Origin of the sequence: Sphingobacterium siyangense, from assembly GCF_007830445.1 — a bacterium.
GTDB lineage: Bacteria > Bacteroidota > Bacteroidia > Sphingobacteriales > Sphingobacteriaceae > Sphingobacterium > Sphingobacterium siyangense.
Map to the genome: position 1 here is coordinate 92,491 of NZ_VLKR01000005.1, position 26,122 is coordinate 118,612.

The 26,122-nt window shown below is 40.3% G+C and carries 21 protein-coding genes; 4 read left to right on the top strand and 17 right to left on the bottom strand.

Annotation, left to right across the window (positions count from 1 at the left end; translation table 11 throughout):
* Positions 1 to 3: 3 nt before the first annotated feature.
* The 3 genes from IQ31_RS06670 (at position 4) to IQ31_RS06680 (ending at position 3,421) form a co-directional block, all read left to right on the top strand.
* Positions 4 to 1,635 (top strand): RagB/SusD family nutrient uptake outer membrane protein, encoded by a 1,632-nt coding sequence (locus IQ31_RS06670; protein WP_145327521.1) that lies wholly within the window; start codon positions 4 to 6, stop codon positions 1,633 to 1,635.
* Positions 1,636 to 1,690: 55 nt separating this feature from the next.
* Positions 1,691 to 2,857 (top strand): glycoside hydrolase family 76 protein, encoded by a 1,167-nt coding sequence (locus tag IQ31_RS06675; protein ID WP_145327522.1) that lies wholly within the window; start codon positions 1,691 to 1,693, stop codon positions 2,855 to 2,857.
* 84 nt (positions 2,858 to 2,941) lie between these two features.
* Positions 2,942 to 3,421: an alkaline phosphatase family protein gene (locus IQ31_RS06680; protein ID WP_204990860.1), complete on the top strand. Its 480-nt coding sequence runs from the start codon at positions 2,942 to 2,944 to the stop codon at positions 3,419 to 3,421.
* Positions 3,422 to 3,490: 69 nt separating this feature from the next.
* Here the strand turns inward: IQ31_RS06680 and nrdF are convergent, their stop codons facing one another.
* From nrdF to IQ31_RS06700, 4 genes are all read right to left on the bottom strand, one after another.
* Entirely contained in the window at positions 3,491 to 4,477 is a 987-nt protein-coding gene (gene nrdF, locus IQ31_RS06685) for a class 1b ribonucleoside-diphosphate reductase subunit beta (RefSeq protein ID WP_046673716.1), read from the bottom strand.
* 132 nt (positions 4,478 to 4,609) lie between these two features.
* Positions 4,610 to 6,715, bottom strand: coding sequence for a class 1b ribonucleoside-diphosphate reductase subunit alpha (nrdE, locus tag IQ31_RS06690; RefSeq protein WP_145327523.1), 2,106 nt, complete (start codon positions 6,713 to 6,715; stop codon positions 4,610 to 4,612).
* Positions 6,675 to 7,082, bottom strand: a complete 408-nt coding sequence (nrdI, locus tag IQ31_RS06695; RefSeq protein ID WP_053003630.1) for a class Ib ribonucleoside-diphosphate reductase assembly flavoprotein NrdI — start codon at positions 7,080 to 7,082, stop codon at positions 6,675 to 6,677. The genes nrdE and nrdI overlap by 41 nt, the downstream gene beginning before the upstream one ends.
* A gap of 34 nt (positions 7,083 to 7,116) precedes the next feature.
* The gene (locus IQ31_RS06700; RefSeq protein WP_046673718.1) at positions 7,117 to 7,350 is read right to left on the bottom strand and encodes a thioredoxin family protein; all 234 of its coding nucleotides are present in this window, start codon (positions 7,348 to 7,350) and stop codon (positions 7,117 to 7,119) included.
* Positions 7,351 to 7,811: 461 nt separating this feature from the next.
* On the opposite strand from IQ31_RS06700, the gene IQ31_RS06705 reads away from it, so the two are divergent.
* Positions 7,812 to 10,214: a S9 family peptidase gene (locus IQ31_RS06705; protein WP_145327524.1), complete on the top strand. Its 2,403-nt coding sequence runs from the start codon at positions 7,812 to 7,814 to the stop codon at positions 10,212 to 10,214.
* 269 nt (positions 10,215 to 10,483) lie between these two features.
* On the opposite strand, the gene IQ31_RS06710 is transcribed toward IQ31_RS06705, so the two are convergent.
* From IQ31_RS06710 to ilvE, 13 genes are all read right to left on the bottom strand, one after another.
* The gene (locus tag IQ31_RS06710; RefSeq protein ID WP_112374970.1) at positions 10,484 to 10,999 is read right to left on the bottom strand and encodes a DUF2911 domain-containing protein; all 516 of its coding nucleotides are present in this window, start codon (positions 10,997 to 10,999) and stop codon (positions 10,484 to 10,486) included.
* A gap of 255 nt (positions 11,000 to 11,254) precedes the next feature.
* A complete protein-coding gene (gene ilvA, locus IQ31_RS06715) occupies positions 11,255 to 12,502 on the bottom strand; it encodes a threonine ammonia-lyase IlvA (RefSeq protein WP_088163111.1) in 1,248 nt (415 codons plus the stop codon).
* A 214-nt stretch (positions 12,503 to 12,716) separates the two neighbouring features.
* Positions 12,717 to 13,880 carry a 2-isopropylmalate synthase gene (locus IQ31_RS06720; RefSeq protein ID WP_145327525.1) on the bottom strand — a complete coding sequence of 388 codons (1,164 nt, stop codon included), beginning with the start codon at positions 13,878 to 13,880 and terminating at the stop codon, positions 12,717 to 12,719.
* 41 nt (positions 13,881 to 13,921) lie between these two features.
* Complete coding sequence (gene leuB, locus IQ31_RS06725) at positions 13,922 to 14,995, bottom strand: 3-isopropylmalate dehydrogenase (RefSeq protein ID WP_088163110.1); 1,074 nt, start codon at positions 14,993 to 14,995, stop codon at positions 13,922 to 13,924.
* Positions 14,996 to 15,172: 177 nt separating this feature from the next.
* A complete protein-coding gene (locus IQ31_RS06730; protein ID WP_145327526.1) occupies positions 15,173 to 16,651 on the bottom strand; it encodes an ATP-binding cassette domain-containing protein in 1,479 nt (492 codons plus the stop codon).
* A complete protein-coding gene (gene leuD / locus IQ31_RS06735; protein ID WP_075994369.1) occupies positions 16,645 to 17,235 on the bottom strand; it encodes a 3-isopropylmalate dehydratase small subunit in 591 nt (196 codons plus the stop codon). Before leuD ends, IQ31_RS06730 begins: the two co-directional genes overlap by 7 nt.
* A 10-nt stretch (positions 17,236 to 17,245) precedes the next feature.
* A complete protein-coding gene (gene leuC, locus IQ31_RS06740) occupies positions 17,246 to 18,643 on the bottom strand; it encodes a 3-isopropylmalate dehydratase large subunit (RefSeq protein WP_075994368.1) in 1,398 nt (465 codons plus the stop codon).
* Positions 18,644 to 18,777: 134 nt separating this feature from the next.
* Positions 18,778 to 20,259, bottom strand: a complete 1,482-nt coding sequence (gene ilvC / locus IQ31_RS06745) for a ketol-acid reductoisomerase (RefSeq protein WP_075994367.1) — start codon at positions 20,257 to 20,259, stop codon at positions 18,778 to 18,780.
* A gap of 48 nt (positions 20,260 to 20,307) precedes the next feature.
* On the bottom strand, positions 20,308 to 20,769 hold the full coding sequence (locus IQ31_RS06750) for a DinB family protein (RefSeq protein WP_244294387.1): 462 nt from the start codon (positions 20,767 to 20,769) through the stop codon (positions 20,308 to 20,310).
* A 14-nt stretch (positions 20,770 to 20,783) separates the two neighbouring features.
* Positions 20,784 to 21,374, bottom strand: a complete 591-nt coding sequence (gene ilvN / locus IQ31_RS06755; protein WP_070570155.1) for an acetolactate synthase small subunit — start codon at positions 21,372 to 21,374, stop codon at positions 20,784 to 20,786.
* A gap of 8 nt (positions 21,375 to 21,382) precedes the next feature.
* On the bottom strand, positions 21,383 to 23,125 hold the full coding sequence (ilvB, locus tag IQ31_RS06760) for a biosynthetic-type acetolactate synthase large subunit (RefSeq protein WP_145327528.1): 1,743 nt from the start codon (positions 23,123 to 23,125) through the stop codon (positions 21,383 to 21,385).
* Between the two features lie 118 nt (positions 23,126 to 23,243).
* A complete protein-coding gene (ilvD, locus tag IQ31_RS06765; protein WP_145327529.1) occupies positions 23,244 to 24,944 on the bottom strand; it encodes a dihydroxy-acid dehydratase in 1,701 nt (566 codons plus the stop codon).
* Between the two features lie 112 nt (positions 24,945 to 25,056).
* Positions 25,057 to 25,818 carry a branched-chain-amino-acid transaminase gene (ilvE, locus tag IQ31_RS06770; RefSeq protein WP_244294388.1) on the bottom strand — a complete coding sequence of 254 codons (762 nt, stop codon included), beginning with the start codon at positions 25,816 to 25,818 and terminating at the stop codon, positions 25,057 to 25,059.
* Between the last annotated feature and the right edge of the window lie 304 nt (positions 25,819 to 26,122).

The window sequence follows — 26,122 nt, forward strand, 5'->3', positions numbered from 1 at the left end:
GTTATGAAAAAAACAAATAAATATTTATTCGCCATTCTGAGCACTGTTACCTTAGGTATCTCTTTTAGTTCCTGCACCAAGTTGGATGAGACAGTGTATAGTAAGATCAAGGATGATAATTTTTATAAGAATAAACGGGAGGTTATGCAAGCTGCGCTCCGCCCTTTTACACATATGCAGGCCTGGCTTGCACCTACAGGTGGAAATGGCTTTTATTATCATTCCGAATTAAGTGCCGATCAGGTGGCCTGGCCGCAAAAGGGACGCCATGGATATGACGGTGGAGACCATATCCGGCAGCACTATCATACCTGGACAAGCAATGAAAGCCGAATGCGTGGGGCCTGGGAGTTGATGTGGGGCGGCGTTGGCTATGTCAATAATGCTATTCAGGATATTGAGAAACTTGATATCGCTAAAATTGCGGATCTGACAGAGGATGAACGCACGCAAATACTTGTGCAATTAAAAGTAATGCGGGCATTTCACTACATTAAGATAATGGATCTTTGGGGCAACGTTCCTATCGTGACAAAGGTAGCCGATCCTATTAACCCCGAAACCAAACCGAGAACAGAGGTTTTTGCATTTGTGCAGAAGGAGCTGGAAGAAAATGTGGATAAGTTGCCTAAAACCTCGGCCAGTAATATCGGTCAGGTATCTATGGCTGCGGGTTATGCCATGCTGGCTGAACTCTATCTCAATGCCGAAAAATGGTCGGGTAAGGCAATGAATGATGAATGTATCGCTGCTTGTGATAAGATTATTTCCGGACAGGCTGGCGGCATTGGAGGGGCTCCCAAATTGAGCCCTGATTTGAATGCATTGTTCAGTAATACCAATTCGGCGAATCCGGAATCCTTATTTCAATTTCAATATAGCAGACAGGCGGGGTTTACATTCAATTGGTCGGGATTCTATATGAGTTATGACTATATGAAGGAAGTGCTCAAAGTTGGTTACGGTGGATGGAATGCATTTGTTGTTATCCCTACCGCATTTAATGCCTATGCTGAAAATGACTTGCGGAAGAAAGAATGGTTTTTGTTTGGACCACAATATAAATACGGCACCACTACACCTGTATTGGGAACGGAAGAGTATTCAGGTAAACCGCTGGTGTTTGTCAATTCGATCCGCAGAGAAAGCGAAGGTGATAAAACTTCAGAAGGTGGTATGACAAAAGGAGAAGAGAATTCTGGAGCTCGATTTAATAAATATAAATCAGGTACCTTGGACGATGCCAACTACTGGGAGAATGATTATATTATTTATCGTTTAACGGAGATCTATTTCGATAAAGCTGAAGCACTTATGCGTAAGAATGGTGGAAAAGCCAGTAGTGAGGCTGTGGAGTTGGTCAATGAATCCAGAAAAAGAGCATTTAGTAAGGCTGACTGGCCTATGGCGCAGTATACTGTCGCTACATTGACGCTGGATGAATTACTTGCGGAACGGGGACGTGAATTTATTTTTGAAGGAAAGCGCCGGACAGATCTAATCCGATTCGGAAAATATATATCCGGATCTTGGTGGGATCATAAAGCTACGAACGATAAGAATAAAGAACTATATGCGGTACCGATGGATCAATTGGCAATCAATCCCAATTTAAAACAAAACCCTGGTTATTAATGTTCAGGAATAGTAGATGCCGCATAGGTATCTACTATTCTTTTACCTAAAACACATGAAAAGATATTTTACGTTGTTTCTTCTGAACTTTATTGGTGTAACCTTATTTGCACAGAAAAATAATTTTCAGAACTATGCTATCCAAACTTTAGATAGCATCTATAGCAAGTTTGGAAATACCAAGAATCAGCTCTTGGCTGAAAAATATCCCTTTGATGAAAACTTCAAAGCTGATTATTTGGATAATAATCAACAGGCAGCACAGCAAAAGAAATATGCTTATCTATGGCCTTTCTCGGGTAGTTTCTCGGCTGTAAATACCTTGATGGAATTACCAAAAACAAAAAAGGCATTTCAGTTCATACTTGACAAAAAAGTCCTGATGGGGTTACAGGAATATAGAGATGAAAGTAGGTCGCCTATTGGCTATGCTTCTTATTTAAATACAGCTCCTCCCTCGGATCGTTTTTATGACGATAATATCTGGTTGGGTATCGATTTTACAGATAGCTATATCCATACAAAAAAAATAAACTACCTGACTTCGGCCAAAGAGATCTGGAATTTTGTAAAGAGTGGGGAGGATGATAAATTAGGCGGTGGCGTTTATTGGTGTGAACAGAAAAAGGAATCTAAAAATACGTGTTCGAATGCACCAGCAAGTGTATTTGCACTGAAGTTATTTATGGCAACCAATGATAGGTACTATCTGGAAGAAGGGGAGCGTCTTTATGAATGGACAAAAAGAAATCTTCAGGATCCCGAAGATAAGTTGTATTGGGACAATATGCAGCTCAATGGAAAGATTGGAAAAGCTAAGTTTTCGTACAACGCCGGACAAATGTTGCAGGCGGCAGCCTTGCTTTATAAACTAACGAAAAATAAGCAGTACCTTGAAGATGCGCAACAGCTGGCTGAGGCTTGCCTGGGATATTTTTTTGAGAAAAGTGGCGAACTGAGTTTTCCAAAACTAAAAAATAGCAATTTATGGTTTCATGCGGTAATGATGCGCGGTTATATGGAGCTTGCTGCGGTGAATGGCAACCAAAAGTATCTTGCAATTTTTTATGAAAACCTTGAATTTGCCTGGAAGCATATGCGCGACAAAGAAGGGCTTTTCAGCCCAGACTGGACTTTGAAGGATCAACATCAATCGAAGTGGCTCCTTGATCAATGTGCTTTTGTCGAGATGTATGCACGGTTGGCAAAAGCTGGGTACTGATCCCTTATTATCTGCGTGACTTGTAAAATATGATGTTGATCTAGCATGTGAGCGATTCATTGGATAGGCGGGAGATCAGGTTATTTGATTGATAACAAAGTCGTTCAAAAGGTCATTAATACCAAAGATGATGATGAAGCGGCTTTGAATACCACCGTGGACATTATAAAGAAAGAGAAACCGACCATTACTTTTGTGCATTTCGATCAACCTGATGGTGTAGGGCACAATATTGGACATAATACCCCGGAATACTATGCCGAGCTAAAACAGGTCGACAGACGCATAGGCACTTTGCAGCAGGCGGTAAAAGATGCGGGAATAGCTGATGAAACAATTTTTGTTATTGCTGCGGATCACGGTGGCACAGGAAAAGGACACGGTGGTAAATCGCTGGCGGAGGTGGAGATTCCCTGGGTAATGACCGGACCTGGTGTACCCAAAGGGAAAGAAATTAAGGAAACTTTGATGATTTATGATATCGCGCCTACGTTAACTTGGTTGCTTGGTGCACCGCTTGATGCCGCTTGGCGCGGAAAGGCGATCAAAGCATTCCAACAATAGTTGTTGCCCGTCAAACAAAAAGCCCCAAAGAAAACTCTTTGGGGCTTTTTGTTTGACAAATTGTCAATATTATATATCTACGACCACATCCATTTTAAAATCATCATCTTTTAGATGAACAATTTCCGTTGCTTTTTCGTAGTTAGTTGATTTCTTGGAGAAGAAGTCATGTTGTGTCGTTTCAGTATTCAATCCATTCAATACGATTGGGTTGACTTGTTTTACTTCGAAGATCGGATCAAAGCCCAAATTCATCAATGCTTTGTTGGCATTGTAACGAACATATTCTTTTACCTCTGCAGTTAAACCAACTTCAGTGTAGATCTCTTCTGTATATTTCAGCTCATTTTCATACAAATTGTAAAGCAAGGCCAGGAAACGAGCTTTTACCTGATCTTGATTTTTTAATTTTTTGAATTGATCTTGGGCTATTAATCCAACGAATACACCGTGGATAGATTCGTCTGCGATAATTTTCTTAATGATATCGGCAGAAGCAACCATTTCGCCCTGTCCACATAACCATAATGGCAAGAAGAATCCAGAATAGAATAAGAAAGACTCCAATAATACGGATGCAGCCATTGCCATATAAATCTCCTCTTCGGAAGCATCTTCTTTATCGATCGCGCGGTAGTAGCCATCAATCGTTTCTGCTTTGTATTGAAGATATTTATTTTGTTGAACCCATTCGAAAATATCATTTATTTCGGCGGTCGTAGAAACTGTCGTGAAAATGGTGGAATACGATTTTGCATGGATAGCTTCCATCATACACATATACGACAATACCGCTTTATTCTGTAAGGTGTCGATATGATCGATGATTTTAGGCATACCTGTATGGCTTTGAAGGGTATCCAAAAGGGTCAATCCTCCTAAAGCTTTTTTATACGCATCTTTCATTTCTGGACTGATACGTTTCCAGCTATCGATATCTTTTGATGGAATGTATTCCGTGTCGATCCAGAATTGACGGATATTTTGTTCCCAGAACATCAATACATAATCGTTCTCAGGGGTATTCCAGTTGACAGCTTTATATGTTTTACTCATTTTTAGTTTAAAGTATTAGGCATTTATTATCACGTATTTGGATTGTTGATTTTAGATAAGCCAAAAGCCGCCAATGGCGTAGGCAACTTTTGACTTTCTCCCATTATATATCCAAATACTAAAATCTCAAAATTAAGCTGAACAAGAAACACATTCGTCGATGGTCGATTTTCTTGTCCGTGTATAATAAAGGGATTTCAATCCCAATTTATGTGCATAGATATAATATCTTGACAAATCTCGTGTCGAATCCTTTGAGTTTGTATGCAAAATAGTAGATACACCCTGATCAATATGGCGTTGGATGACCGAAATCAATTTCAAGACTTTGAATTGATCCATATCATAAGCCGATTTGAAGTAGAAATAATTATCGTTTGTCAAATATGGCATTGGATAGTAAGTCGTACTATCTCCATATTCACGCACTTCAATGATATCGACGATTGGCATAACTGATGCAGTTGCATTCATGATATACGAAGTCGATTGATTTGGAGCAATGGCCAAGCGGTAAGCATGGTAAATACCATGTTCTTTGATTTTTGCTTTTAATTCCAACCAATCTTCGACTGTTGGAATATGTATTCCTTCAAATAACTCCGTTACCTTAGCTGTTTTAGGCATGTAATCGCGGTTTACGTAATTGTTGAAATACGTACCATCGGCATAGGCTGATTTTTCAAATCCAACAAATGTTTTACCACGTTCTTTGGCAATTTCCATCGATGCTTCCAATGAATAATAGTTCATCATCATAAAGAAGGTATTGGCAAAATCGAGCGCTTCGTTAGATTCATACATAATGAAGCTTTTTGCAAGGTAACCATGGAGGTTCATTGCACCTAGCCCTACAGAATGCAACTCACGGTTTGCTTTTGCAATAGATGGAACCATATCGATATTGGTCACGTCTGTAACGACAGTCAAAGCACGCATAGCCGTTTTTACGGTCTCTTTGATACGTTTGTTGTCCATTACAGTCGCGATATTTAAGGAGCCTAAGTTACAGGAGATACCATAACGGATCGTGTCCTGTTTGCCATAGATCTCAATATCGGATACTTGAGATACTTGCATGATTTCAGTACACAAGTTTGAGAATTTCACTTGACCGATTTCATTCAATGCATGGACACGGTTGGTGTTCTCTTTGAAGAAAATATAAGGATATCCTGATTCTTTTTGTGTCTGTGCAATTTTAACTAAAAGGTGACGAGCATTGATTTTTTTCTTTTTCACGTTTGGATTCGTGATCAATTCGTCGTACATCTTGTCCATATCCATCTCATCCAAGAATTGTCCATACTCTTGCATTACCGTATGTGGGTAGATCAAATAGCATGGTTCATCTTTTTCTGCCAATTCCATGAATTTATCCGGAACGATGATACCGATCGACAATGATTTGATACGTACTTTCTCGTCAACGTTGATTTTTTTACAATCCAAAAATTCTTCGATGTCAGAGTGGAAAATATTGAGGTATACTGCCCCAGCACCCGGACGTTGTCCCAACTGGTTCGCATATGAAAATGTATCTTCCATAATCTTCATGATTGGAAGTACACCGCCGGCACGGCCTTCAACACCTTTAATCGCTTCTCCGCGAGCACGGATTTTGGAGATATTGAACGATACACCACCACCGATAGAAGACAGCTTCATGGCGGAATCAACAGCATAACCGATACCATTTAAGTTGTCGCCGATTTCATCCAAGAAACAAGATACCAATTCACCCGAGCGTTTCTTTCCTGCATTCAAGAATGTAGGTGTCGCTGGCTGGTATTCTTGATTGATCATGATTTCAGCATATTCGATCGCTTTTTGAACACCCTCTTCTCTTGCTAAGAACAAGGAAACAGCAACTACACGATCCTCATAGCGTTCCAGGAACTTTTCACCAGAATCGTCACGTAAAGCGTAGCTCTGGAAGAATTTGAATGCCGCCATAAAAGATTCGAAACGGAATTTTTTCGCATACACATAGTTGAAGACCGTTTCCATTTCTTCAAATGTAAACCATTGGTAAAAGTCAATATAATAGTTGTTTTCTACCAAATAGTCTATTTTTTCTTTTAATGTATAAAAGAACACTGTGTTCTTATTTACATATTCTAAGAAATATGCACGAACCGCTTCCTTATCTTTATGTAAGCTGAATTCGTCATCATGCTTAATCATGATTTCATTATTAAGCAATATCCAGTTTTTTGCTACTTCGTTTGCTACCATCGCAAAAGTTCTTTAAGATGTCAATAAATTGATTAATATCTTCCATTGTTCCGGACAGTTCAAATTTGAACGCCAGTGGAATGTCGAAATCCTGTGAAATGCGATCAGCTGCTAGACCAAAATTCGGTCCCCAGTTGCGGTTGCCACTGGAAGTAACAGAATAAATATTTTTAGCTTCGCGTTTCATGAATTCTTTTGTATTTTCGGGCACCTGTCCAAAATTTGTGGTGAAAGTGACCAAATGCCCAGGGTCTTTTACCGTTAAATCGGCGGTGATTTTATGGATTTGCCAACCCGTTATCTGAGCTACTTTATCCATAAAACGTTGTACGTTCCCCGTTCTGGAATCATAATAAATGTGTATCATGTCACTGTTTCATTTTAATGATACGCTAAATTTATTAAAGTGCAATGGCAGCCAATTCCTCTGGTTTAAAGCCAATGATACGGTGTTGAATCTCTTCATTTTCCAACACAATTACCGTAGGAACAGTGCGGATTTTGAATCTTGCGGCCAAGTCTGGTTCATCAAAAGGATTAACCGTTTCATATTGGATACCTTTTTGATCCAAATAAGCCGATACTTGTGCACAAGGAGCACAATCGTTTTTCTCAAATTTGATAATTCTTGCCATGTTTACTTGTTTATTTTTTTACTCCAATCTTTATAGAAAAACCCGGTACGAAGTTAATGGTATCAATTTTAATCGGGGAGACTAGATTGAAGGTTAATCTAGCCATTTAAAATAGACAATTCGCCAAAAAGAAAAGTCTGTATTTCGATACTTAAAAACTTCGTTGAGTTGCCAATTCTTTCATTAGCTTAACAAATATCTTATATTTTCTTTCGATGCGGTAGTTTGACTTTTCCACATTTTGGGCAAAAGTTTGTCAGAGAATGCGTTTGCTGAAGATTCGTGTTTTTAAATTGCTGGTTTTCTGTATTTTGTAAATGTGGATAACTTTAAATTAGTAATTTTTACCGCTATTTTACAAATGATTTAAGTTTAATTTTAGTGTCATAAAAAAGCTACAAAGCTTGCTTTTTTATGAAATTTTTATTACCTTATTTTGCCCTAATTTGAAAAATAAATTTATGAAGAAACTATTCTATGGTCTCTTGCTTCTAGCATCGCTACAGACGCAAGCGCAGGAAAACATTACCTTTCAAAAACCCTCTACTGAAATTTTGGCCTTAGCCGATTATGTGCGCCCACCTCAAATAAAGATTTTAAGCGATAAAAATTGGATGTTATTTACGTTTCGACCTACGTATAAAAGCCTGACCGACTTAGGCCAGGAAGAAATGAAACTGGCGGGATTGCGGATTAATCCGAAGACGAACATGGAAAGTTCAACAATCTTTTTCGATAAGATTGCCTTGAAAAAAATAGGGCAAAATGTGGAATTTTCCGACTTCACGGGGATACCCGAAAAAGCGGCGATGGCCAATTTTGTATTCTCTCCAGACAATAAGCTTTTGGCATTTAGCAATACAAATGAAAGCGGAACGGCCTTATTTGTCATTGATCTTGCAACTCGAAATGTCAAACAGTTGACTGCCTACAATCTGAATGGAACATTAACAGCGCCATTTCAGTGGCTGAGAAATTCTTCCGGTTTACTGATTACAAGCCTGCCAAAGGATAGGGCTGCACTGTTAGATCCTTCAAAAGATTTGCCGACAGGACCTATTGTCTCAACGAGTGATGGGAAGGTGTCCCAATTGAGAACGTACCAAGATCTGCTTAAAAATCCGCAGGACGAAGCGAATTTCGAAACATTGGTGCAATCCAATCTTGAACTTGTGGACCTTGACGGTAAGATTTCTTCCTTTAAAGATAAAGCCATTTATACGGGAATCAGCTTCTCTCCGGATGGCGAGTACGTGATGATCACGACTATCACAAAACCTTATTCCTATGTAGTTCCCGTCTCGTCTTTTCCACAGCAGATTCGTATTTATGATCGATCGGGCAAAGAAATAGCGCTTGTGAATGAGACCCCCTTGACAGAGGTAATGCCAAAGGGTTTTTCGTCGACACGATCGGGAAAACGGGCCTGGCATTGGCGGAGTGATCAGCCAGCTACGTTGGCCTATGTAGAAGCTTTGGATGGTGGGAACGCGAATAAACCTGCTGAGTTTCGTGATGCCTTATATACTTTATCTTACCCTTACAACGGTGCGGGGAAACTTATTTTTAAAACCAAAGACCGTTATGCTGGTGTAACATGGGGAAATGATAAATATGCATTGATCAATTCGCAATGGTACGATACGAGAAATGCAAAAACTTTTGTGGTGAATCCTTCTACCGGAGAATCCAAACTGTTGCAAGAGCGGAACAGTCAGGATGTGTATAATGATCCAGGAGATGTGTATATGGAAAAAAATAGTTTAGGCACTTATTCAATGTATGTAGATAAAGATAAAGCACTGTTTGTTGGTAAGGGATTTACTAAAAATGGTGAGTTTCCTTTTGTGGATGAGCTTGATCTGCATTCATTGAAGAAAAAACGCATCTACACTGCTCCAGCATCTGAAATGCAAGAACGTATCGCCCAACTAGTGAACCCTAAAACTGGTGATCTGTTGATTTCGCTTCAGTCAGCATCGATTTATCCGAATTATTTCATGAAAAATATGAAATCGGGGAAACAGGTGACGCTCACCACGTTGGAAAACCCGTTTAAATCGTTGGAAAAAGTCCATAAAGAGATTTTAAAATACAAGCGCAAGGATGGAGTCGAACTTTCCGGAACGTTATATTTACCTGCCGGTTATGATTTTACGAAGAAAGAGAAGTTGCCTCTGCTAATGTGGGCTTATCCACGGGAATATAAAGACAAGAATACAGCAGGGCAAAGCACGGCCAATCCGAAAGAGTTTACCTTCCCAAGTTATGGTTCTTTTATCTACTGGGTATCGAAGGGCTATGCTGTATTGGATAATGCGGCCTTCCCTATTGTTGGAGAGGGAACAAAAGAACCGAATGATACCTTTATTGAACAACTTGTGGCAAATGCCGAAGCTGCAATTGATGCGGTAGATCATTTGGGTTATATCGATCGGAAAAAAGTTGCTGTGGGTGGGCATTCCTATGGTGCGTTTATGACAGCACATCTGTTGTCCAATTCAAAATTGTTTGCCGCAGGAATAGCGCGTTCTGGAGCATACAATCGGACCTTAACACCATTTGGTTTTCAGAGTGAACAACGTAACTTCTGGGATGATCCAGCCTTGTATATGACCATGTCTCCATTTGTGAGTGCTGATCGGATGAAAACCCCACTTTTGTTGGTTCATGGCGGAGCCGATAATAATCCCGGAACATTCACCCTGCAGACAGAACGCTATTTTCAGGCCCTGAAAAACTTGGGAGCTCCCGTGCGTATGGTCATTTTACCACGCGAAGCACATGGATATGTCGCCAAAGAAAATATCTTCCATTTACTATGGGAACAAGATCAGTTTCTAGAAAAATATTTAAGAAACTGACCATTTAACTAACCGAAATCAATAGCATTACAGAGTGAACACTTAAATAGAAAAAGGAAATAATTATTATTCCCTTTTTCTATTTAAGTGTTTATTTTCTTGAGGCCTGTTTTTTTTCATTAAGTACCAATGATCTCAATCGTTCTGTTTATAAAAATTGTTCAGACTCATTGACTTCAATACACTCCTTTCACTCGGTTATTGCTCAGAATATACCTTGTGTCTACTTTCATAGCCTCTATTCTTGCAAGATGATAAATATTTTGTAGCTATTTACTCGCTTTAACCATAAACGGAACGACATACTGTCCCCATTCTAAAGAGACGGTTCCTTGCGGAGTTGCATTGATCTTAAATTGTTCCTGTGAATTGCTTGCTGTGGCATTGCTAACAGAAACACGTAAAGCATCTTCGTTGGCATCATATTTTGTTCCCCACTGATTCCACACTTTATTGAACATAATTGTTGTTTCGTGTTCTCCAGGGATGCTGTAAAGGCCATATTTACCAGCAGCTAATTTCTTGCCTTCAACCAATACATCTTTATTAAATTCGATGGTGGTCGCTTCATTTGCTCCAGTACGCCATACAATACCGATAGGGGCGATATCAACACCAAGCTGACGGCCTTTCAATGAAGGGCGGCTATAATTAATGTCAATCGTGACACCATCGGTGGTGGTTACCTTAGTGTTGTCTGGAGGACTTGGGCGTTTACTTTTGTCGGTCTGAGCAAAAGTAAGTTGACCTATTAAGGTCAGAATCGTTAAAATTAGTACTCTCATTTTTCGTATAGTATTGATTAAACAATTAAACTTAGATAAATTACTTTTTATATGCAATATGCCTTTGGTCAAATAAAAATAATTTATCGCTCTCTCCTAAGCTATTGAATATCTTTTAATAACGGAAATATACGATTTTTTAGGTGATGGAATTGTTAGTTTTTTTTGAATATTTGGGGAATGGCAATTGTATTCTTATAAACAGAAAAAGCCCGTGATTTGTGCACGAGCTTTTTTCTGTTTATACGCTTTTACTTATACAAGGTATTCAAATAGTGTCTGGTCTTTATTGATTTCAATGACATCAAACTTATATTCTTTCATGCGTTCAATCAGTGTTTCGTAATCCTCAGGCTTGTTGAGCTCAATGCCGACTAGCGCTGGACCTCTTTCGCGTTCGGTTTTTTTGATAAACTCAAAACGGGTAATATCATCCTTAGGCCCCAATACTTCAGAAACGAAGAGTTTTAAGGCGCCTGGACGTTGTGGGAAACGAACGATAAAATAATGCTTGTACCCTTCGTAAAGTAGAGACAATTCTTTGATTTCACTCATGCGGTCGATATCGTTGTTTCCACCGGATATGATGCAGACGACTTTCTTACCTTTAATTTCATCTTTGTGAAATTCAAGAGCGGCCACGGATAGAGCGCCTGCAGGCTCAACGACAATTGCATCCTTATTGTACAGCTCTAGGATACAGGTACAGATCTTTCCTTCGGGAATAGAGCGTGTATCATCCAACAACTGTTTGGCAATTTCAAATGTCGTTGCACCGATCTTTTTAACGGCGGCCCCATCAACAAATTTGTTGATATGCTCGAGCTCGATCGGTGCGCCATGTGTCAAAGCCGCTTGCATAGAAGGAGCTCCTTCGGGTTCAACACCATAACATTTGATCGCTTTGTTTTTACTCTTCAGGTAATAGCTTGCTCCCGCGGCAAGTCCACCTCCACCAATTGGGATAAATATGGCGTCCATATCGGGAAGATCTTGTAAAGCTTCAACGGCTACAGTACCCTGTCCTTCCACAACTTTGAGATCATCAAATGGCGGAATGAAAGTCATGCCATGCTCTGCTGTATAAGCCAGCGCCGCTTTTTGGCAGTCATCAAAAGTGTCTCCGGTCAAGATGATTTCTACATTACCGTTACCCCACATTTCCGTTTGTGAAATCTTTTGGCGTGGTGTCGGACCCGGCATAAATATCACGCCTTTGATGTCGAGTTTATTGCAGGAGAAAGCAACGCCCTGAGCGTGGTTGCCTGCGCTGGCACATACAACGCCACGTTGTCGCTCTTCCGCTGTTAAGGAAATAATTTTATTGTAGGCACCGCGTAATTTATAGGAACGTACGACTTGTAAATCTTCCCGTTTGAGATAGACTTCAGCGCCATATTTTTCGGATAGATGCCGATTATATTGAAGCGGTGTTCTGTTGACCACAGACTTGATGCGGTCAAGCGTAGCTTCTGAATTGATGTTTAAGGTTGATAGATTCATTGTTAGATGATTGCCTAGTTAAGGTAGCAAATAAAACGCAGATATTCGCTGTTATATGAGAGATTCTACCTATACAGTGTTTAAATTTAGTTGATTTTGAATGGAAGACCGTCTGAACACATGCTAAAATAATAATCAGCTATGTGTCATGTGGATCCTTTTAAAAAAAATGTACTTATGATAAAAAAAGGCTGCATCTGCAGCCTTCCTTTTTTTATATTTTTTCCTGGATGAGGCTTTTTAGGTCATCATCACAAATATTTTTCTTTTCGTCGGCTAAAACCAGGAAACGTTGATAGCAATCTGCTAAATCATCTTTTTCAAGATGGAAACCTAAACGCTCCAAATGGTGCTTAAGGGCATGTCTACCTGAACGAGCTGTCAGGATAATATCAGCTTCAACCAAACCAACATCTTCTGGTCTGATGATCTCATAGTTTTCGCGGTGTTTTAGGAAACCATCTTGGTGAATACCCGAGCTATGCGCGAAGGCATTACGGCCAACGATTGCTTTATTCGGTTGGACAGGCATGTTCATCATTTCACTTACCTTGCGCGATAAGTACGTAAACATGCGGCTATCGATGTTTGATGTTAAGCTTCCAAACGACTGGTTGTGTACTTTAAGGATCATGGCCACTTCTTCAAGCGACGTGTTTCCGGCACGTTCACCGATACCGTTGATTGTACATTCTACCTGGCGGGCTCCATTTTGAATGGCAGCGATAGAATTTGCTGTTGCAAGTCCTAGGTCATTGTGACAATGTGCCGAAATAATGGCCTGATCGATATTGCGCACATTCTCCTTGAGATACTTGATTTTTGACCCATACTGATCCGGTAAACAATAACCGTTTGTATCAGGGATGTTGACCACCGTAGCACCAGCCGCAATGACCGACTCAACCATTTTAGCTAGAAATGCCAAGTCTGCGCGACCAGCATCTTCTGCATAAAACTCGACATCTTCCACATAGGATTTGGCATGTTTTACAGCCGCAACAGCACGTTCTAAAATTTCTTCTCTTGTGCTGTTGAATTTATATTTGATATGCATGTCCGAAGAACCAATACCGGTGTGAATACGTGGGCGTTTGGCATATTTTAATGCCTCAGCAGCTACGTCAATATCGTTTTGATTGGCACGGGTCAATGCACATATAATAACATCGTTCACCGCTTTAGATAATTCTACAACCGATTGAAAATCACCAGGGCTAGACACTGGGAAACCGGCTTCGATAATATCTACCCCTAGTTTTTCCAGGTCTTTAGCAATCTCAATTTTCTCCGGAGTGGTTAATTGGCAGCCTGGTACCTGTTCGCCATCACGTAAGGTGGTGTCGAAAATGTAAAGATGATTAGGATCGTGTAACATAATTTCTTAATTCAAAAGATTTACAAATTAAAAAGGGTATACTATTTAATAAACTCCAATACTTTTTCACCCATTTCCTGAGTACCTAAGATTTTTGAAGCTTCTGTGCTGCTGTTGGCAATATCACCGGTTCTCCAACCTGCTTTTAATGTTTCAGCAACAGCATTGGTAACCGCTTTAGCTTCTTCCTGTAGACCAAAGCTAATATCAAGCATCAAGGCTGCAGATAAAATTGAAGCAAGTGGATTTGCTTTATTTTGACCAGCGATATCGTGTGCAGAGCCGTGGATAGGTTCGAAGAAACCTGTACCATCGCCTACGGAAGCAGAAGCCAACATACCCATTGAGCCTGCGATCTGTGACGCTTCGTCTGTCAAGATATCACCAAAAAGATTGGCTGTCAATACCACATCGAATTTCTTCGGATTTTTAACCAATTGCATGGCTGCATTATCGATAAACATGTGCTCGGTTTCAACATCCGGATATTCTTTTGCGATTTCCTGTACAACTTCTCTCCACAGGCGGGATGTTTCCAATACATTTGCTTTATCAACAGAGCATAATCTTTTGTTACGTGTGCGTGCTGCATCATAAGCTTTACGTGCGATACGTTCAACCTCGTAACGGTGGTAGTTCATCAGATCTGACGCAAAGGTGTTGTCCTCATTGCGGTTTTTTTCACCAAAATACACATCACCTGTCAATTCACGGAAGAAAAGAATATCTGTACCTTGAAGAATTTCGGGCTTTAAACTCGAAGCATCCAATAACTCATCGAATAAAAGGATTGGACGAAGATTTGCGTAAAGACCTAGTTCTTTACGGATTTTCAACAAGCCTTGTTCAGGTCTTACTTTAGCAGAAGGATCATTATCATACTTGATATGGCCAATGGCGCCGAAAAGGATCGCATCAGAAGCTTTTGCTTTAGCTAATGTCTCATCAGGAAGAGGGTTGCCCGTAGCTTCAATTGCAGTATGGCCCATGATAGCTTCATCAAAGCTGAATTCATGACCATAATTTTCACCGATTTTTTCTAAAACTTTTTTACCCCAAGTTGTTACTTCTTGGCCGATGCCATCTCCAGGTATGATTAAAATATTTTTCTTCATTGTATTTTTAGTATTGAGCTATCAGCAATGTGTATATTGAAACTTTGGAAGATAGGCCTAAGCCCTATTGTATTGTCTTTATTTTTGACTTTTGATTTCCAATGTTTTGTCGATAGCTTGATTCTTTTTTTATTTTTTTGTTCTTGTTTTCGAATTAATTGAAGTTTTCCACAATTTTTATGTTGATAAAGTTTCTTTTTTGTGGATAACTTCGGATATAGCCTTTACTTCTCCCTTTTCCAACACGATTTTATTGTCAATGCACGTTGGTAGCTGGGTTTGGAAGTGACCTACATAAATGAGCGTCTGGCCACTTTTACTGAGGTCATCGATGACGTCGTTGAAATACTGGGTCTGCTCTTTATCTAAGCCCTGACAAGGTTCGTCCAAAATCAGCAATTCTGGATGTTTCACGATCGTGCGAGCCAATAGGACCAAACGTTGTTGGCCTAATGGTAACGACCCCAAGGTTTTGTGTTTAACCTCTTTAAGGTCAAAAAAATGGAGAATTTGCTCGAGCTTTTGCTGTTGTTCAAACCCTAATCGCTGGTATAGGCTCATGGAATCAAAAAATCCAGAAGCAATCGTCTGCCCAACGTTGGCATTCATATCATAGTACCAATGCAATTCTGGCGATATAATACCCAAATGTTCTTTGATATCCCAAATACTTTCTCCAGATCCTCTTTTTTTGCCAAAAAGATGGATGTCATTAGCGTAAGCCTGTGGATGATCGCCGTTGATGAGACTAAGCAAAGTTGATTTTCCTGAACCATTATGCCCTTGTAGCAACCATTTTTCACCGGCTTTTACTTCCCAGTCAATATTCTTTAAGACTTGTTTTTCGCCGTATGAAATATTGATTTTGTTCATTTTTACCATGACCTGGGCGGATACCTGAGGAGCCTGTTGTAGAAAATAAGGCAGCGCCTTTCTTGTTCGGGGCAAGCCTTTGGATAGCTCTTCACTCCGTTGGCGAATCCTGATTTTACCTTCCTGAATTTCCGCAAAACGATTGATACAATCCGGTTGTTCGTCATCATTACTGATCAACAACAAGGTGACCCCTTTATCCGCAAGCTGATCGAAAATCTGATTGAGATCTTCCCGAGACTGTGCATCTAGTCCTGTATAAGGCTGGTCGATAATGAGCACCTGAGGTTGAAGCCACAGAGCTTTAATCAATTGCAGCCTCTTGTGTTCGCCACTCGAAAGTTCAATCAACTGCTGATCTTTGAAATTTTCGAATCCGAAAATGTTCAGGTAAGAACGTACATTTTCAAAAGAAAGCTGTTCTTCTTGCGCAAAATGTTTCAACTCAGCAAAAACCGTTAATGTATCGTTTTTTGCAAATTTGTTGTAGCGCTGTTGGTAATAGAAATTGCGATCGCCTTCAAGATTGGTAAATTGAAACCAATTGGAAACGTAATGAATTTTTGCCGGCAGTGGGCTCGTTGGATCAAGGTGGAATGTGATCTCGCCTTCATACTTCAATTGCCCGGCAATCGCTTTTGCAAGTGTGGTTTTTCCTGTACCGCTCGGACCGCCTAAGATCCATTGCTCGCCAGGAAAAATTTGCCAATTTAAGTCGTGCAGTACGGTATCTTTACCGTACTGAATGGTTAAATTGGCAATATGGACGACAGGATCTACCATTGTCTGTTTGCTTCAAATGCTTCGATTGAATCTTTTTGGTTAAGGATAAAATCAATGTCATCATATCCATTGATCAAACATGATTTTTTGTATGGATTGATTTCAAACTCAAATTGATCACCTGTCTCTGTCAACATGACTGTTTGTTTTTCAAGATCAACGATAATCGCTGTTGTCGGATTTTGGTGCACCAATTCGAAAATTTTTGCCAAAAACTCTTCGGGTACCTGAATCGGTAATACACCATTGTTAAGGGCATTTCCTTTGAATATATCGGCAAAGAATGAGCTGATGACCACGTCAAAACCATAGTCTTGAATAGCCCATGCAGCATGCTCGCGGCTTGAACCACAACCAAAGTTTTTACCGGCAACCAATATTTTTCCTGTATAGGTTGGGTTGTTCAATACAAAGTCAGTTTTGGGCTGATTGTCTGTATCAAAACGCCAGTCGCGGAATAAATTATCACCAAAACCTTCGCGCGTAGTTGCTTTTAGAAAGCGTGCGGGTATAATTTGATCGGTATCAATATTTTCGATAGGTAGAGGGACTACCTGTGACGTTAAAGTTTCAAATTTTTTCATTTTTTTCTGCTTAGATCAACTCTCTTACATCTGTTACTTTACCTGTTACTGCCGCAGCTGCTGCTGTCAAAGGAGATACCAGCATGGTGCGGGCATTCGGTCCCTGACGCCCTTCGAAATTTCTATTTGAAGTCGAAACACAATATTTACCAGCAGGGATTTTATCTTCGTTCATCCCTAAACATGCCGAGCATCCTGGTTCACGTAACTGGAATCCTGCCGCTTCAAATATTTTATCCAAGCCTTCTTCTTTAGCTTGTTTTTCTACTTGTTTTGAGCCCGGTACAATCCATACTTCAACGTCTTGTGCTTTTTGCTTGCCTTTAACGAATGAAGCTACTTCACGTAAATCTTCAATACGGGAATTGGTACAACTTCCGATGAACACATAATCAACACGGTTGCCTAAGACTGTTGAGTCATCTTTGAAGCCCATGTAATCCAATGCTTTTTGGTACGATGGTCTTTCTGATTCCGCTTGTGCGCTAGTTGCTGGAATATGCTCCGCAATACCCATACCCATGCCTGGATTGGTACCATAAGTAATCATTGGCGCAATGTCTGCAGCATCAAAAGTCAACACTTTATCAAAGATGGCATCTTCGTCAGAATACAATGTTTTCCAGTACGCTAGGGCTTTATCCCATTCTTCACCTTTCGGTGCGAATTCACGGCCTTCTACGTAGTCGAAAGTGATCTGATCTGGAGCAATTAAGCCTCCACGTGCACCCATTTCTATACTCATATTACAAATGGTCATACGTGCTTCCATGCTTAAAGAACGGATTGCTGAACCAGCATATTCAATAAAGTAACCTGTACCGCCCGCAGCAGAGATTTTAGAGATGATATATAGGATGATATCTTTTGCTCCAACACCTTTTTGAAGGGTACCGTTGACTTCAATTTTCATTGTTTTTGGCTTCGACTGCAACAAACATTGTGTTGCGAAGACCTGTTCAACCTGAGAGGTTCCAATACCAAAAGCAATAGCTCCAAAAGCACCATGTGTTGAGGTATGACTATCGCCACAGACCATCGTTTTACCTGGTAGGGTGATACCCAGCTCCGGACCAATAACGTGTACAATCCCTTGGTATGGATGTCCTAAACCATATAATTCAATACCAAATTCAGCACAATTTTTGGTGAGCATATCAACTTGATAACGGGATAGCTCTTCTTTGATCGGTAAATGTTGATTGAGTGTCGGTACGTTGTGGTCGGCAGTAGCTACCGTTTGCTTTGGACGAAAAACTGGGATTCCTCTTTTACGCAAGCCATCGAAAGCTTGAGGTGAAGTAACTTCATGAATCAAGTGGGTGTCGATATATATAATATCCGGAAACCCTTCTTCACGCTTGACGACGTGCGCATCCCAAATCTTTTCTACTAATGTTTTTGACATTTTTTAATCTCTCTTATGTTATTTTTATATGAACCAAGGTGATATTGCAAATGTCTCAATATCACCTTGATTTCGATATACTAAATTACGAAATATTCATGATTTTTGGAGCATGTATAATTTCGTATGGACTTTTAAACAGTTTTGATGGCTTTCATTGCAGTCATCGCTTTGCGCAATTTGCGACCGACGATTTCTACAGGGTGATCGCGTAGAATTTCATTGATGACAACTAATTGTGCGTTATCAACTGCAGCATCTCTACCTTCATTGAAGTTTTTACCTACGAGATCAGTATCAACAGTTTTCATGAAGTCGGCCAACAAAGGTTTACAAGCTTGGTCGAATAGGTAACAACCGTATTCTGCTGTATCAGAGATAACACGGTTCATTTCGAACAATTTCTTGCGAGCGATTGTGTTAGCGATCAATGGTGTTTCGTGCAATGATTCATAATATGCTGATTCTGGTTTGATACCTGCTTCAACCATTGTTTCGAATGCCAATTCAACACCTGCACGGATGAAAGCAACCATCAGTGTATAGTTGTCAAAGTATTCTTGTTCGTTGATTTTAACATCACCAGCAGGTGTCTTTTCGAATGCAGTTTCACCTGTTTCGGCTCTCCATTTCAATAAATTCGCATCACCATTTGCCCAGTCTTCCATCATGGTCTTGCTAAAGTGACCTGACATGATATCATCTTGGTGTTTTTGGAATAAAGGACGCATGATATCTTTCAATTCTTCAGAGATCTCAAAGGCTTTTACTTTTGCAGGATTGCTCAAACGGTCCATCATACCGCTTACGCCACCATGTTTCAAGGCTTCAGTGATAACTTCTACACCGTATTGTACCAATTTGGATGCGTAACCAGCTTCGATACCTTTCTCGATCATTTTGTCGAAAGATAAGATCGAACCTGTTTGCAACAATCCACAAAGAATCGTTTGCTCACCCATTAAATCTGATTTTACCTCGGCTACGAATGAAGATTTCAATACACCGGCTTTATGTCCACCTGTTCCTACGCAGTATGCTTTTGCTTCAGCCCAGCCTTTTCCTTGCGGATCATTCTCTGGGTGAACAGCGATTAAGGTAGGAACACCAAAACCACGAAGGTACTCTGCGCGAACCTCAGAACCTGGACATTTTGGAGCAACCATGATGACAGTGATATCTTTACGGATTTGCATACCTTCTTCAACGATGTTGAAACCGTGTGAATACGATAATGTAGCACCTTCTTTCATTAACGGCATGACAGCGTTGATTACTGAAGTATGTTGTTTATCTGGAGTCAAGTTGATAACTAAATCCGCAGATGGGATCAATTCTTCGTAAGTGCCTACGTTAAAGTTGTTGTCCGTAGCGTTTTTCCAAGAATCTCTTTTTTGTTCAATAGCTTCTTTACGCAAAGCATAAGAAACGTCCAGTCCGCTATCTCTTAGGTTTAAACCTTGGTTCAAGCCTTGCGCACCACATCCTACGATTACGATTTTTTTACCTTTTAAAGCATTTACACCATCTGTGAATTCAGTGTTGTCCATGAATTCAGCGTGACTTAATTGTTCTAACTGCTCTCTAAGCGGTAAGGTGTTGAAATAATTTGCCATTGTTTTACTTTCTTTCTGTTATGGGTTGTTGATTATTTATTTTAATTATTATACTAATCTGCGTTGAGCCATGGCGTACCCAAAATGAACATTGTCATGTCCTGATGTCAGGGCAATCACTTCTTCAATAGTCTCCAACGGATAACCATAGGTTGCTGTTGAAAAGGAAGTGATTTCTCCGAAAACACCATTTTCATAATCAGCTGCAATTTGCTCGATACTGTGGATTGCGATTTCTTTCAATTCATCGATCTCTGCTTGTTCAACAAAGCGGGTTGGCTTGGTGTCTTTTTTATAATCTTCGTTATATTTTACCCAAGTCGTATCGGCCTTGATTCCTGTACGGACATAAACTAAGGTCTGTGTACTGACGACAATGTGGGCAAAATTCCAGATGATATTGTTGTTAAATCCTGCGGGAATTTTGTTAAGTTGTTCAATGGAAAGACCGTCAAGTAATTCAATGAATTTTTGACGTGACTTTAAGATAAATTTAAATGTCTCTTGCATAATACTATTAAAACTTACATCGTAAATACGTCATCTCTTTTGTCGAGATACTCGTTCTCTACAATTTCTATCGATGGTTCCTTGGCTTCAAACTGAACCAATTTGGAATGGAAACCTGCACTATCTTTAATGATGGCGATACGTGCGCCACGGACAAATTCGATCAAACCATATTTGGTCAATTCTTCTGTCAACTTATCGATCTCCTCGCGGTGACCTGCAGTTTCAAAGACAATATAGTCGTTGCGGATCACAACAACATTGGCACCATATTGACGTAATAAACGTTCTACATATACTTTTTCATTGACCACATCCGCAGGCACTTTATACAGCGCCTGTTCTTGCCAGATCACTTCATCATTGGTGTTGTAATAGGCCTTGAGGATATCAATCTGTTTTTCCAGTTGACGACAAAGCTTACGCAGAACATCTTCAGCCTCCGTGATTACGATGGTAAAACGATGTATTCCTTCTACTTCAGAAGGAGAAGTATTCAAGCTTTCAATATTGATTTTTCTTCTTGAAAAGATTGTTGAGATCCGACCGATAAGACCGATTGAATTCTCTGTATATAGGGTGATGGTATATTCTTGTTTTTCCATGTCAAATTCTACTTTAAACGTATCTCAGATACCGATGTTCCTTGTGCAACCATTGGAAATACATTGTTTTCCTTACCTACCATCACTTCCAATAGATATGCTCCGTCGTGATCAATCATGGTTTTCAGTGCATTACGTAAGTCTTTACGTTCCGAAATCTTCTGACCGTCGATGTAATAGCCTTTCGCAACAGCAACAAAGTCAGGACTCGTGATATTCACGAATGAATAACGTTTGTCATGAAACAATTGCTGCCACTGGCGTACCATGCCCAAGAACTCATTGTTGAGGATCATGATTTTGACTTTTGCACCAAATTGCATAATTGTTCCCAGCTCCTGGATCGTCATTTGTATACCACCATCACCGATGATTGCTACGACAGTTTTCTCTGGCGCGCCATACCAGGCACCGATTGCGGCCGGAAGACCAAAGCCCATCGTTCCTAAGCCCCCTGAGGTTACATTCGATTTGCTGTTGTTGAATTTAGCATAGCGACAAGTTACCATTTGGTGTTGACCGACGTCCGTTGTAATGATCGCATCACCGCCTGTCAATTCATTCAACACATTGATGACCTCACCCATGGTCATAATATCGGTTTGTGGGTGAAGTTCATTTTGGATGACTTCTTTGATTTCTTCTTTTTCAAGTTCACGGAATTGTGCAAGCCATGCGGAGTGATCTGTAGCGTTTACCAATTCCGTCAGCATTGGAAGTGACTCCTTACAGTCACCCCATACAGGTACGGTTGTCTGTACGTTTTTGTCAATCTCTGCCGGGTCTATATCCAAATGGATTACTTTTGCCTGTTTGGCATATTTGTCCAAACGACCTGTTACACGGTCATCGAAACGCATACCGATAGCTATTAAAACATCACATTCATTGGTCATGACATTTGGTGCATAGTTACCATGCATACCCAACATCCCTACGTGAAGTTTGTGATCCGTTGGAAGTGCACTTAAGCCCATAACAGTCGATGCCGAAGGAATGCCGGTTTTCTCAATAAAAGCTTTGAATTCTTCCTCTGCTTTTCCAAGAATGATGCCTTGTCCAAAAAGAACAAATGGTTTTTTTGCATTGTTGATTAACTCGGCTGCCTGCTCAACATATTCTTTACGAACTTGTGGTGCAGGTCTATAGCTACGTACGTGGTTGCATTTTTCATAACCGAAGTAATCGAACAATTGCATTTGTGCATTTTTAGTGATATCGATCAATACCGGTCCTGGACGACCTGTGCTGGCAATATAAAATGCTTTTGCGAGTGCAGCTGGAATTTCAGTTGCGTCGGTGACTTGGTAGTTCCATTTGGTGACGGGTGCCGTGATATTGATGACATCTGTTTCCTGAAAAGCATCTGTTCCCAAGAGTGAAGCAAAGACCTGACCTGTGACACAGACGATAGGGTTACTATCGATCATGGCATCAGCCAGTCCAGTAACTAGGTTTGTTGCTCCAGGACCACTTGTCGCAAAGACGACGCCTGTACGACCTGAAGTTCTTGCATAACCTTGCGCCGCGTGGATTCCACCTTGTTCATGGCGCACTAAAATATGCTTCAGACGATCCGTATAATCATAAAGGGCATCATAGATCGGCATAATTGCGCCTCCAGGATAACCAAATACGGTATCAACTCCTTCGCTCAATAAGGCCTCCAATACAGCTTTCGATCCCGAAATTTGTGTCGGAGTTTGCTGCGCTGTAGCGGCCTTATTTTCTGTTATTTCCAGTGTACTCATTACGTTGATTTTTTTATTGTTGATTATTCAGTCTTTTTAGTATTTAGATATTAGATCTGAGACATTAAGCATCGATTGTTTAGGTCTTTATCTGCTTAATGTCTCTGTTTTTTATTTTCTACTGATCCGTTACGCAGCCTTCTGAGGCATCGGCAACAGTTTTAGCGTATTTGTATAAAACTCCTTTGTTAACTTTTAACGCTGGTTGTACCCAAGCGGCACGTCGTTGCGCGATCTCTTCATCGGAAAGCAGCACATTGATGCTGTTATTTACCGCATCGATCTCTATAATGTCATCATCATGTACAAGACCAATTAATCCGCCTTTGTAAGATTCTGGTGTGATATGCCCTACGACAAAACCATGTGTTCCACCTGAGAAACGGCCATCGGTAATTAAAGCAACAGATTTACCAAGACCGGCACCAATAATCAAGGAGGTTGGTTTAAGCATTTCAGGCATGCCTGGCGCTCCAACAGGACCTTCATTTTTGATCACGACAACATCTCCTGGTTTGATTCTACCAGATGCAATACCGGCCACTAAATCATGCTCTCCATCGAATACGCGTGCAGGACCAGTGAATTTTTCACCTTCTTTACCGGAGATCTTGGCAACAGAACCTTTCTCTGCTAAGTTCCCATAAAGAATCTGTAAGTGTCCTGTAGCCTTGATTGGATCGCTCAAGGGTTTGATAATCGGTTGGTCATATTCCATGATTGATTTAACATCAGCCAAGTTCTCAGCGACCGTTTTTCCTGTTACCGTGATACAGTCACCATGTAATAAACCTTCATTTAAAAGATATTTCATGACAGCAGGTGTTCCGCCAAATTGCTGAAGATCTTGCATCAAGTATTTACCCGACGGTTTAAAGTCAGCTAATACCGGGGTTTCATCACTCATGCGTTGGAAGTCGTCTTGCGTGATGTCTACGCCTACGGCTTTGCCTATTGCAATAAAGTGAAGTACAGCATTGGTACTACCGCCCAAGATAACAATGGTACGTAGCGCGTTCTCAAATGCTTTACGTGTCATGATATCAGAGGGTTTGATATCTTTCTCAAGCAGCGTGCGGATATGTCGACCTGCTTCTAAACATTCATTTTTCTTTTCTTCCGAGATCGCCGGATTGGAAGATGAGTAGGGTAAACTCATTCCCAAGGCTTCAATTGCCGAAGCCATGGTATTTGCGGTATACATTCCGCCACAAGCACCAGCACCAGGGCAGGTATGTTTGATAATGCCTTCATAGTCTTCATCGGAAAGATTTCCGCAGATGCGTTGTCCCAATGCTTCAAATGCAGACACAATGTTTAATTCTTCACCTTTATAGTGTCCTGGAGCGATGGTACCACCATATACCATTAGAGAAGGACGATCCAAACGGGCCATGGCCATAATAGCACCAGGCATGTTTTTGTCACAGCCAGGAATAGAGATCAAGCCATCATAATATTGTCCGCCACAGATCGTTTCGATACTATCAGCGATTACATCACGGCTTACCAACGAATAACGCATTCCATCGGTACCATTGCTCATACCGTCACTCACGCCAATAGTTCCAAAGGTCAAACCCACTAAATCATTGTTCCAAACGCCCTTCTTGACGATTTGTGCCAAATCATTTAAGTGCATATTACACGTATTACCATCATATCCCATGCTGGCAATACCGACCTGTGCTTTGTCCATGTCGGCATCTGTAAGACCGATACCATAAAGCATTGCTTTTGCAGCAGGTTGCGTTTCGTCTTGTGTAAATGTACGGCTGTATTTGTTCATTGTGTTTTCGCCGTTAGATGATGACTTCATAATTTTCGTTCTCTAATACTAAATTTTTATATCTTCTTTGGATTGATGCACCTATGCTGTGTTCCCAGGCTTCTTTGTAGATGACATCATCGACTTGTTTGATTCCGATAATTTATGCCGCAGTTCCACATAAGAAAGCGCTGTCAGCAGTGTAAATATCCTCTACCGTCAATTGCTTTTCAATGACTTCGAAGTTTAATTTTTTACAAATGTTTTTTACCGTCTGGCGTGTAATGCCCGGAAAGATATTCTTCGCTGGCGGCGTATAGATTTTGAAATTCTTTTCGATGAAAATATTTTCACTGGATGCTTGGGCAACGTAGCCTTCGTGGTCGAGCATTAAAGCTTCGTCGTAGCCTTTCCTGATGGCTTCTGTTGTCGCAAGAATGGAGTTAACATACTGCCCAGAGATCTTCGAGTCAATTTTAAAGGATTTTGGATTGGGTCTTTTGATATCAGAGATACATACCTTTAATAGGTTTTGACCAAGATATGGACCCCATTCCCATGCTGCCATCATGAGGGTTGCTTCGGTTGATGAGGTGAGATGCATATTTGAACCAGTCAATACCAAAGGACGTATATAAGCTTCTCTTAGGTTGTTGTTGGCCAAGAGCTCATAACAGATGTCGATCAGCTCTCGGTTGCTCCAGCGATAGGGGATATTAACGGCTTCACATGATCTCTTTAAGCGATCGAAATGCTTGTCAGCTTTAAAGATACGTGGTCCATTGTGGGTGTTATACGCACGTAAACCATCGAACACCGCATACCCATAATGCAATGACTGTGCAAAGGGATCCAATGCAGCCTCGGAAGCTTTTACAAAAGCTCCATCTAAATAGATCAATGTGTTTTTATCGTAATATTTCATAACCCAAAATTTACCTGATGATAGTAGTTCCCTTTGTTGTAATATTGGTGGTAAATCATGCTATCTCGAGCTTCTATAAAAACTTTCGATTTTCATTTCCTCAAGGTAGCAGGAATTACAATAATTGGCAATAGGTAAAGTGCTAATTTTGCATTTAGAATAAAATTTCATTAAGTGTGTTTTTATGAAATTTTATTTTTTAATAATGCCTTTTATTCGGTTTTATATTTTGTTAGTCGCATACCATATTTAAAATTGGTCTACACGGTTGAAAAATTATTTTTTGTTACAATGGTTGATTTTC

What these genes read in the sequence shown, in the direction of transcription:
- IQ31_RS06670 (WP_145327521.1), top strand. Translation starts at nt 4, where the DNA reads ATGAAAAAAACAAATAAATATTTATTCGCCATTCTGAGCACTGTTACC.
- IQ31_RS06675 (WP_145327522.1), top strand. Translation starts at nt 1,691, where the DNA reads ATGAAAAGATATTTTACGTTGTTTCTTCTGAACTTTATTGGTGTAACC.
- nrdF (WP_046673716.1), bottom strand. Translation starts at nt 4,477, where the DNA reads ATGAGTAAAACATATAAAGCTGTCAACTGGAATACCCCTGAGAACGAT.
- nrdE (WP_145327523.1), bottom strand. Translation starts at nt 6,715, where the DNA reads ATGGTAGCAAACGAAGTAGCAAAAAACTGGATATTGCTTAATAATGAA.
- nrdI (WP_053003630.1), bottom strand. Translation starts at nt 7,082, where the DNA reads ATGATACACATTTATTATGATTCCAGAACGGGGAACGTACAACGTTTT.
- IQ31_RS06700 (WP_046673718.1), bottom strand. Translation starts at nt 7,350, where the DNA reads ATGGCAAGAATTATCAAATTTGAGAAAAACGATTGTGCTCCTTGTGCA.
- IQ31_RS06705 (WP_145327524.1), top strand. Translation starts at nt 7,812, where the DNA reads ATGAAGAAACTATTCTATGGTCTCTTGCTTCTAGCATCGCTACAGACG.
- IQ31_RS06710 (WP_112374970.1), bottom strand. Translation starts at nt 10,999, where the DNA reads ATGAGAGTACTAATTTTAACGATTCTGACCTTAATAGGTCAACTTACT.
- ilvA (WP_088163111.1), bottom strand. Translation starts at nt 12,502, where the DNA reads ATGAATCTATCAACCTTAAACATCAATTCAGAAGCTACGCTTGACCGC.
- IQ31_RS06720 (WP_145327525.1), bottom strand. Translation starts at nt 13,880, where the DNA reads ATGTTACACGATCCTAATCATCTTTACATTTTCGACACCACCTTACGT.
- leuB (WP_088163110.1), bottom strand. Translation starts at nt 14,995, where the DNA reads ATGAAGAAAAATATTTTAATCATACCTGGAGATGGCATCGGCCAAGAA.
- IQ31_RS06730 (WP_145327526.1), bottom strand. Translation starts at nt 16,651, where the DNA reads ATGGTAGATCCTGTCGTCCATATTGCCAATTTAACCATTCAGTACGGT.
- leuD (WP_075994369.1), bottom strand. Translation starts at nt 17,235, where the DNA reads ATGAAAAAATTTGAAACTTTAACGTCACAGGTAGTCCCTCTACCTATC.
- leuC (WP_075994368.1), bottom strand. Translation starts at nt 18,643, where the DNA reads ATGTCAAAAACATTAGTAGAAAAGATTTGGGATGCGCACGTCGTCAAG.
- ilvC (WP_075994367.1), bottom strand. Translation starts at nt 20,259, where the DNA reads ATGGCAAATTATTTCAACACCTTACCGCTTAGAGAGCAGTTAGAACAA.
- IQ31_RS06750 (WP_244294387.1), bottom strand. Translation starts at nt 20,769, where the DNA reads ATGCAAGAGACATTTAAATTTATCTTAAAGTCACGTCAAAAATTCATT.
- ilvN (WP_070570155.1), bottom strand. Translation starts at nt 21,374, where the DNA reads ATGGAAAAACAAGAATATACCATCACCCTATATACAGAGAATTCAATC.
- ilvB (WP_145327528.1), bottom strand. Translation starts at nt 23,125, where the DNA reads ATGAGTACACTGGAAATAACAGAAAATAAGGCCGCTACAGCGCAGCAA.
- ilvD (WP_145327529.1), bottom strand. Translation starts at nt 24,944, where the DNA reads ATGAAGTCATCATCTAACGGCGAAAACACAATGAACAAATACAGCCGT.
- ilvE (WP_244294388.1), bottom strand. Translation starts at nt 25,818, where the DNA reads ATGAAATATTACGATAAAAACACATTGATCTATTTAGATGGAGCTTTT.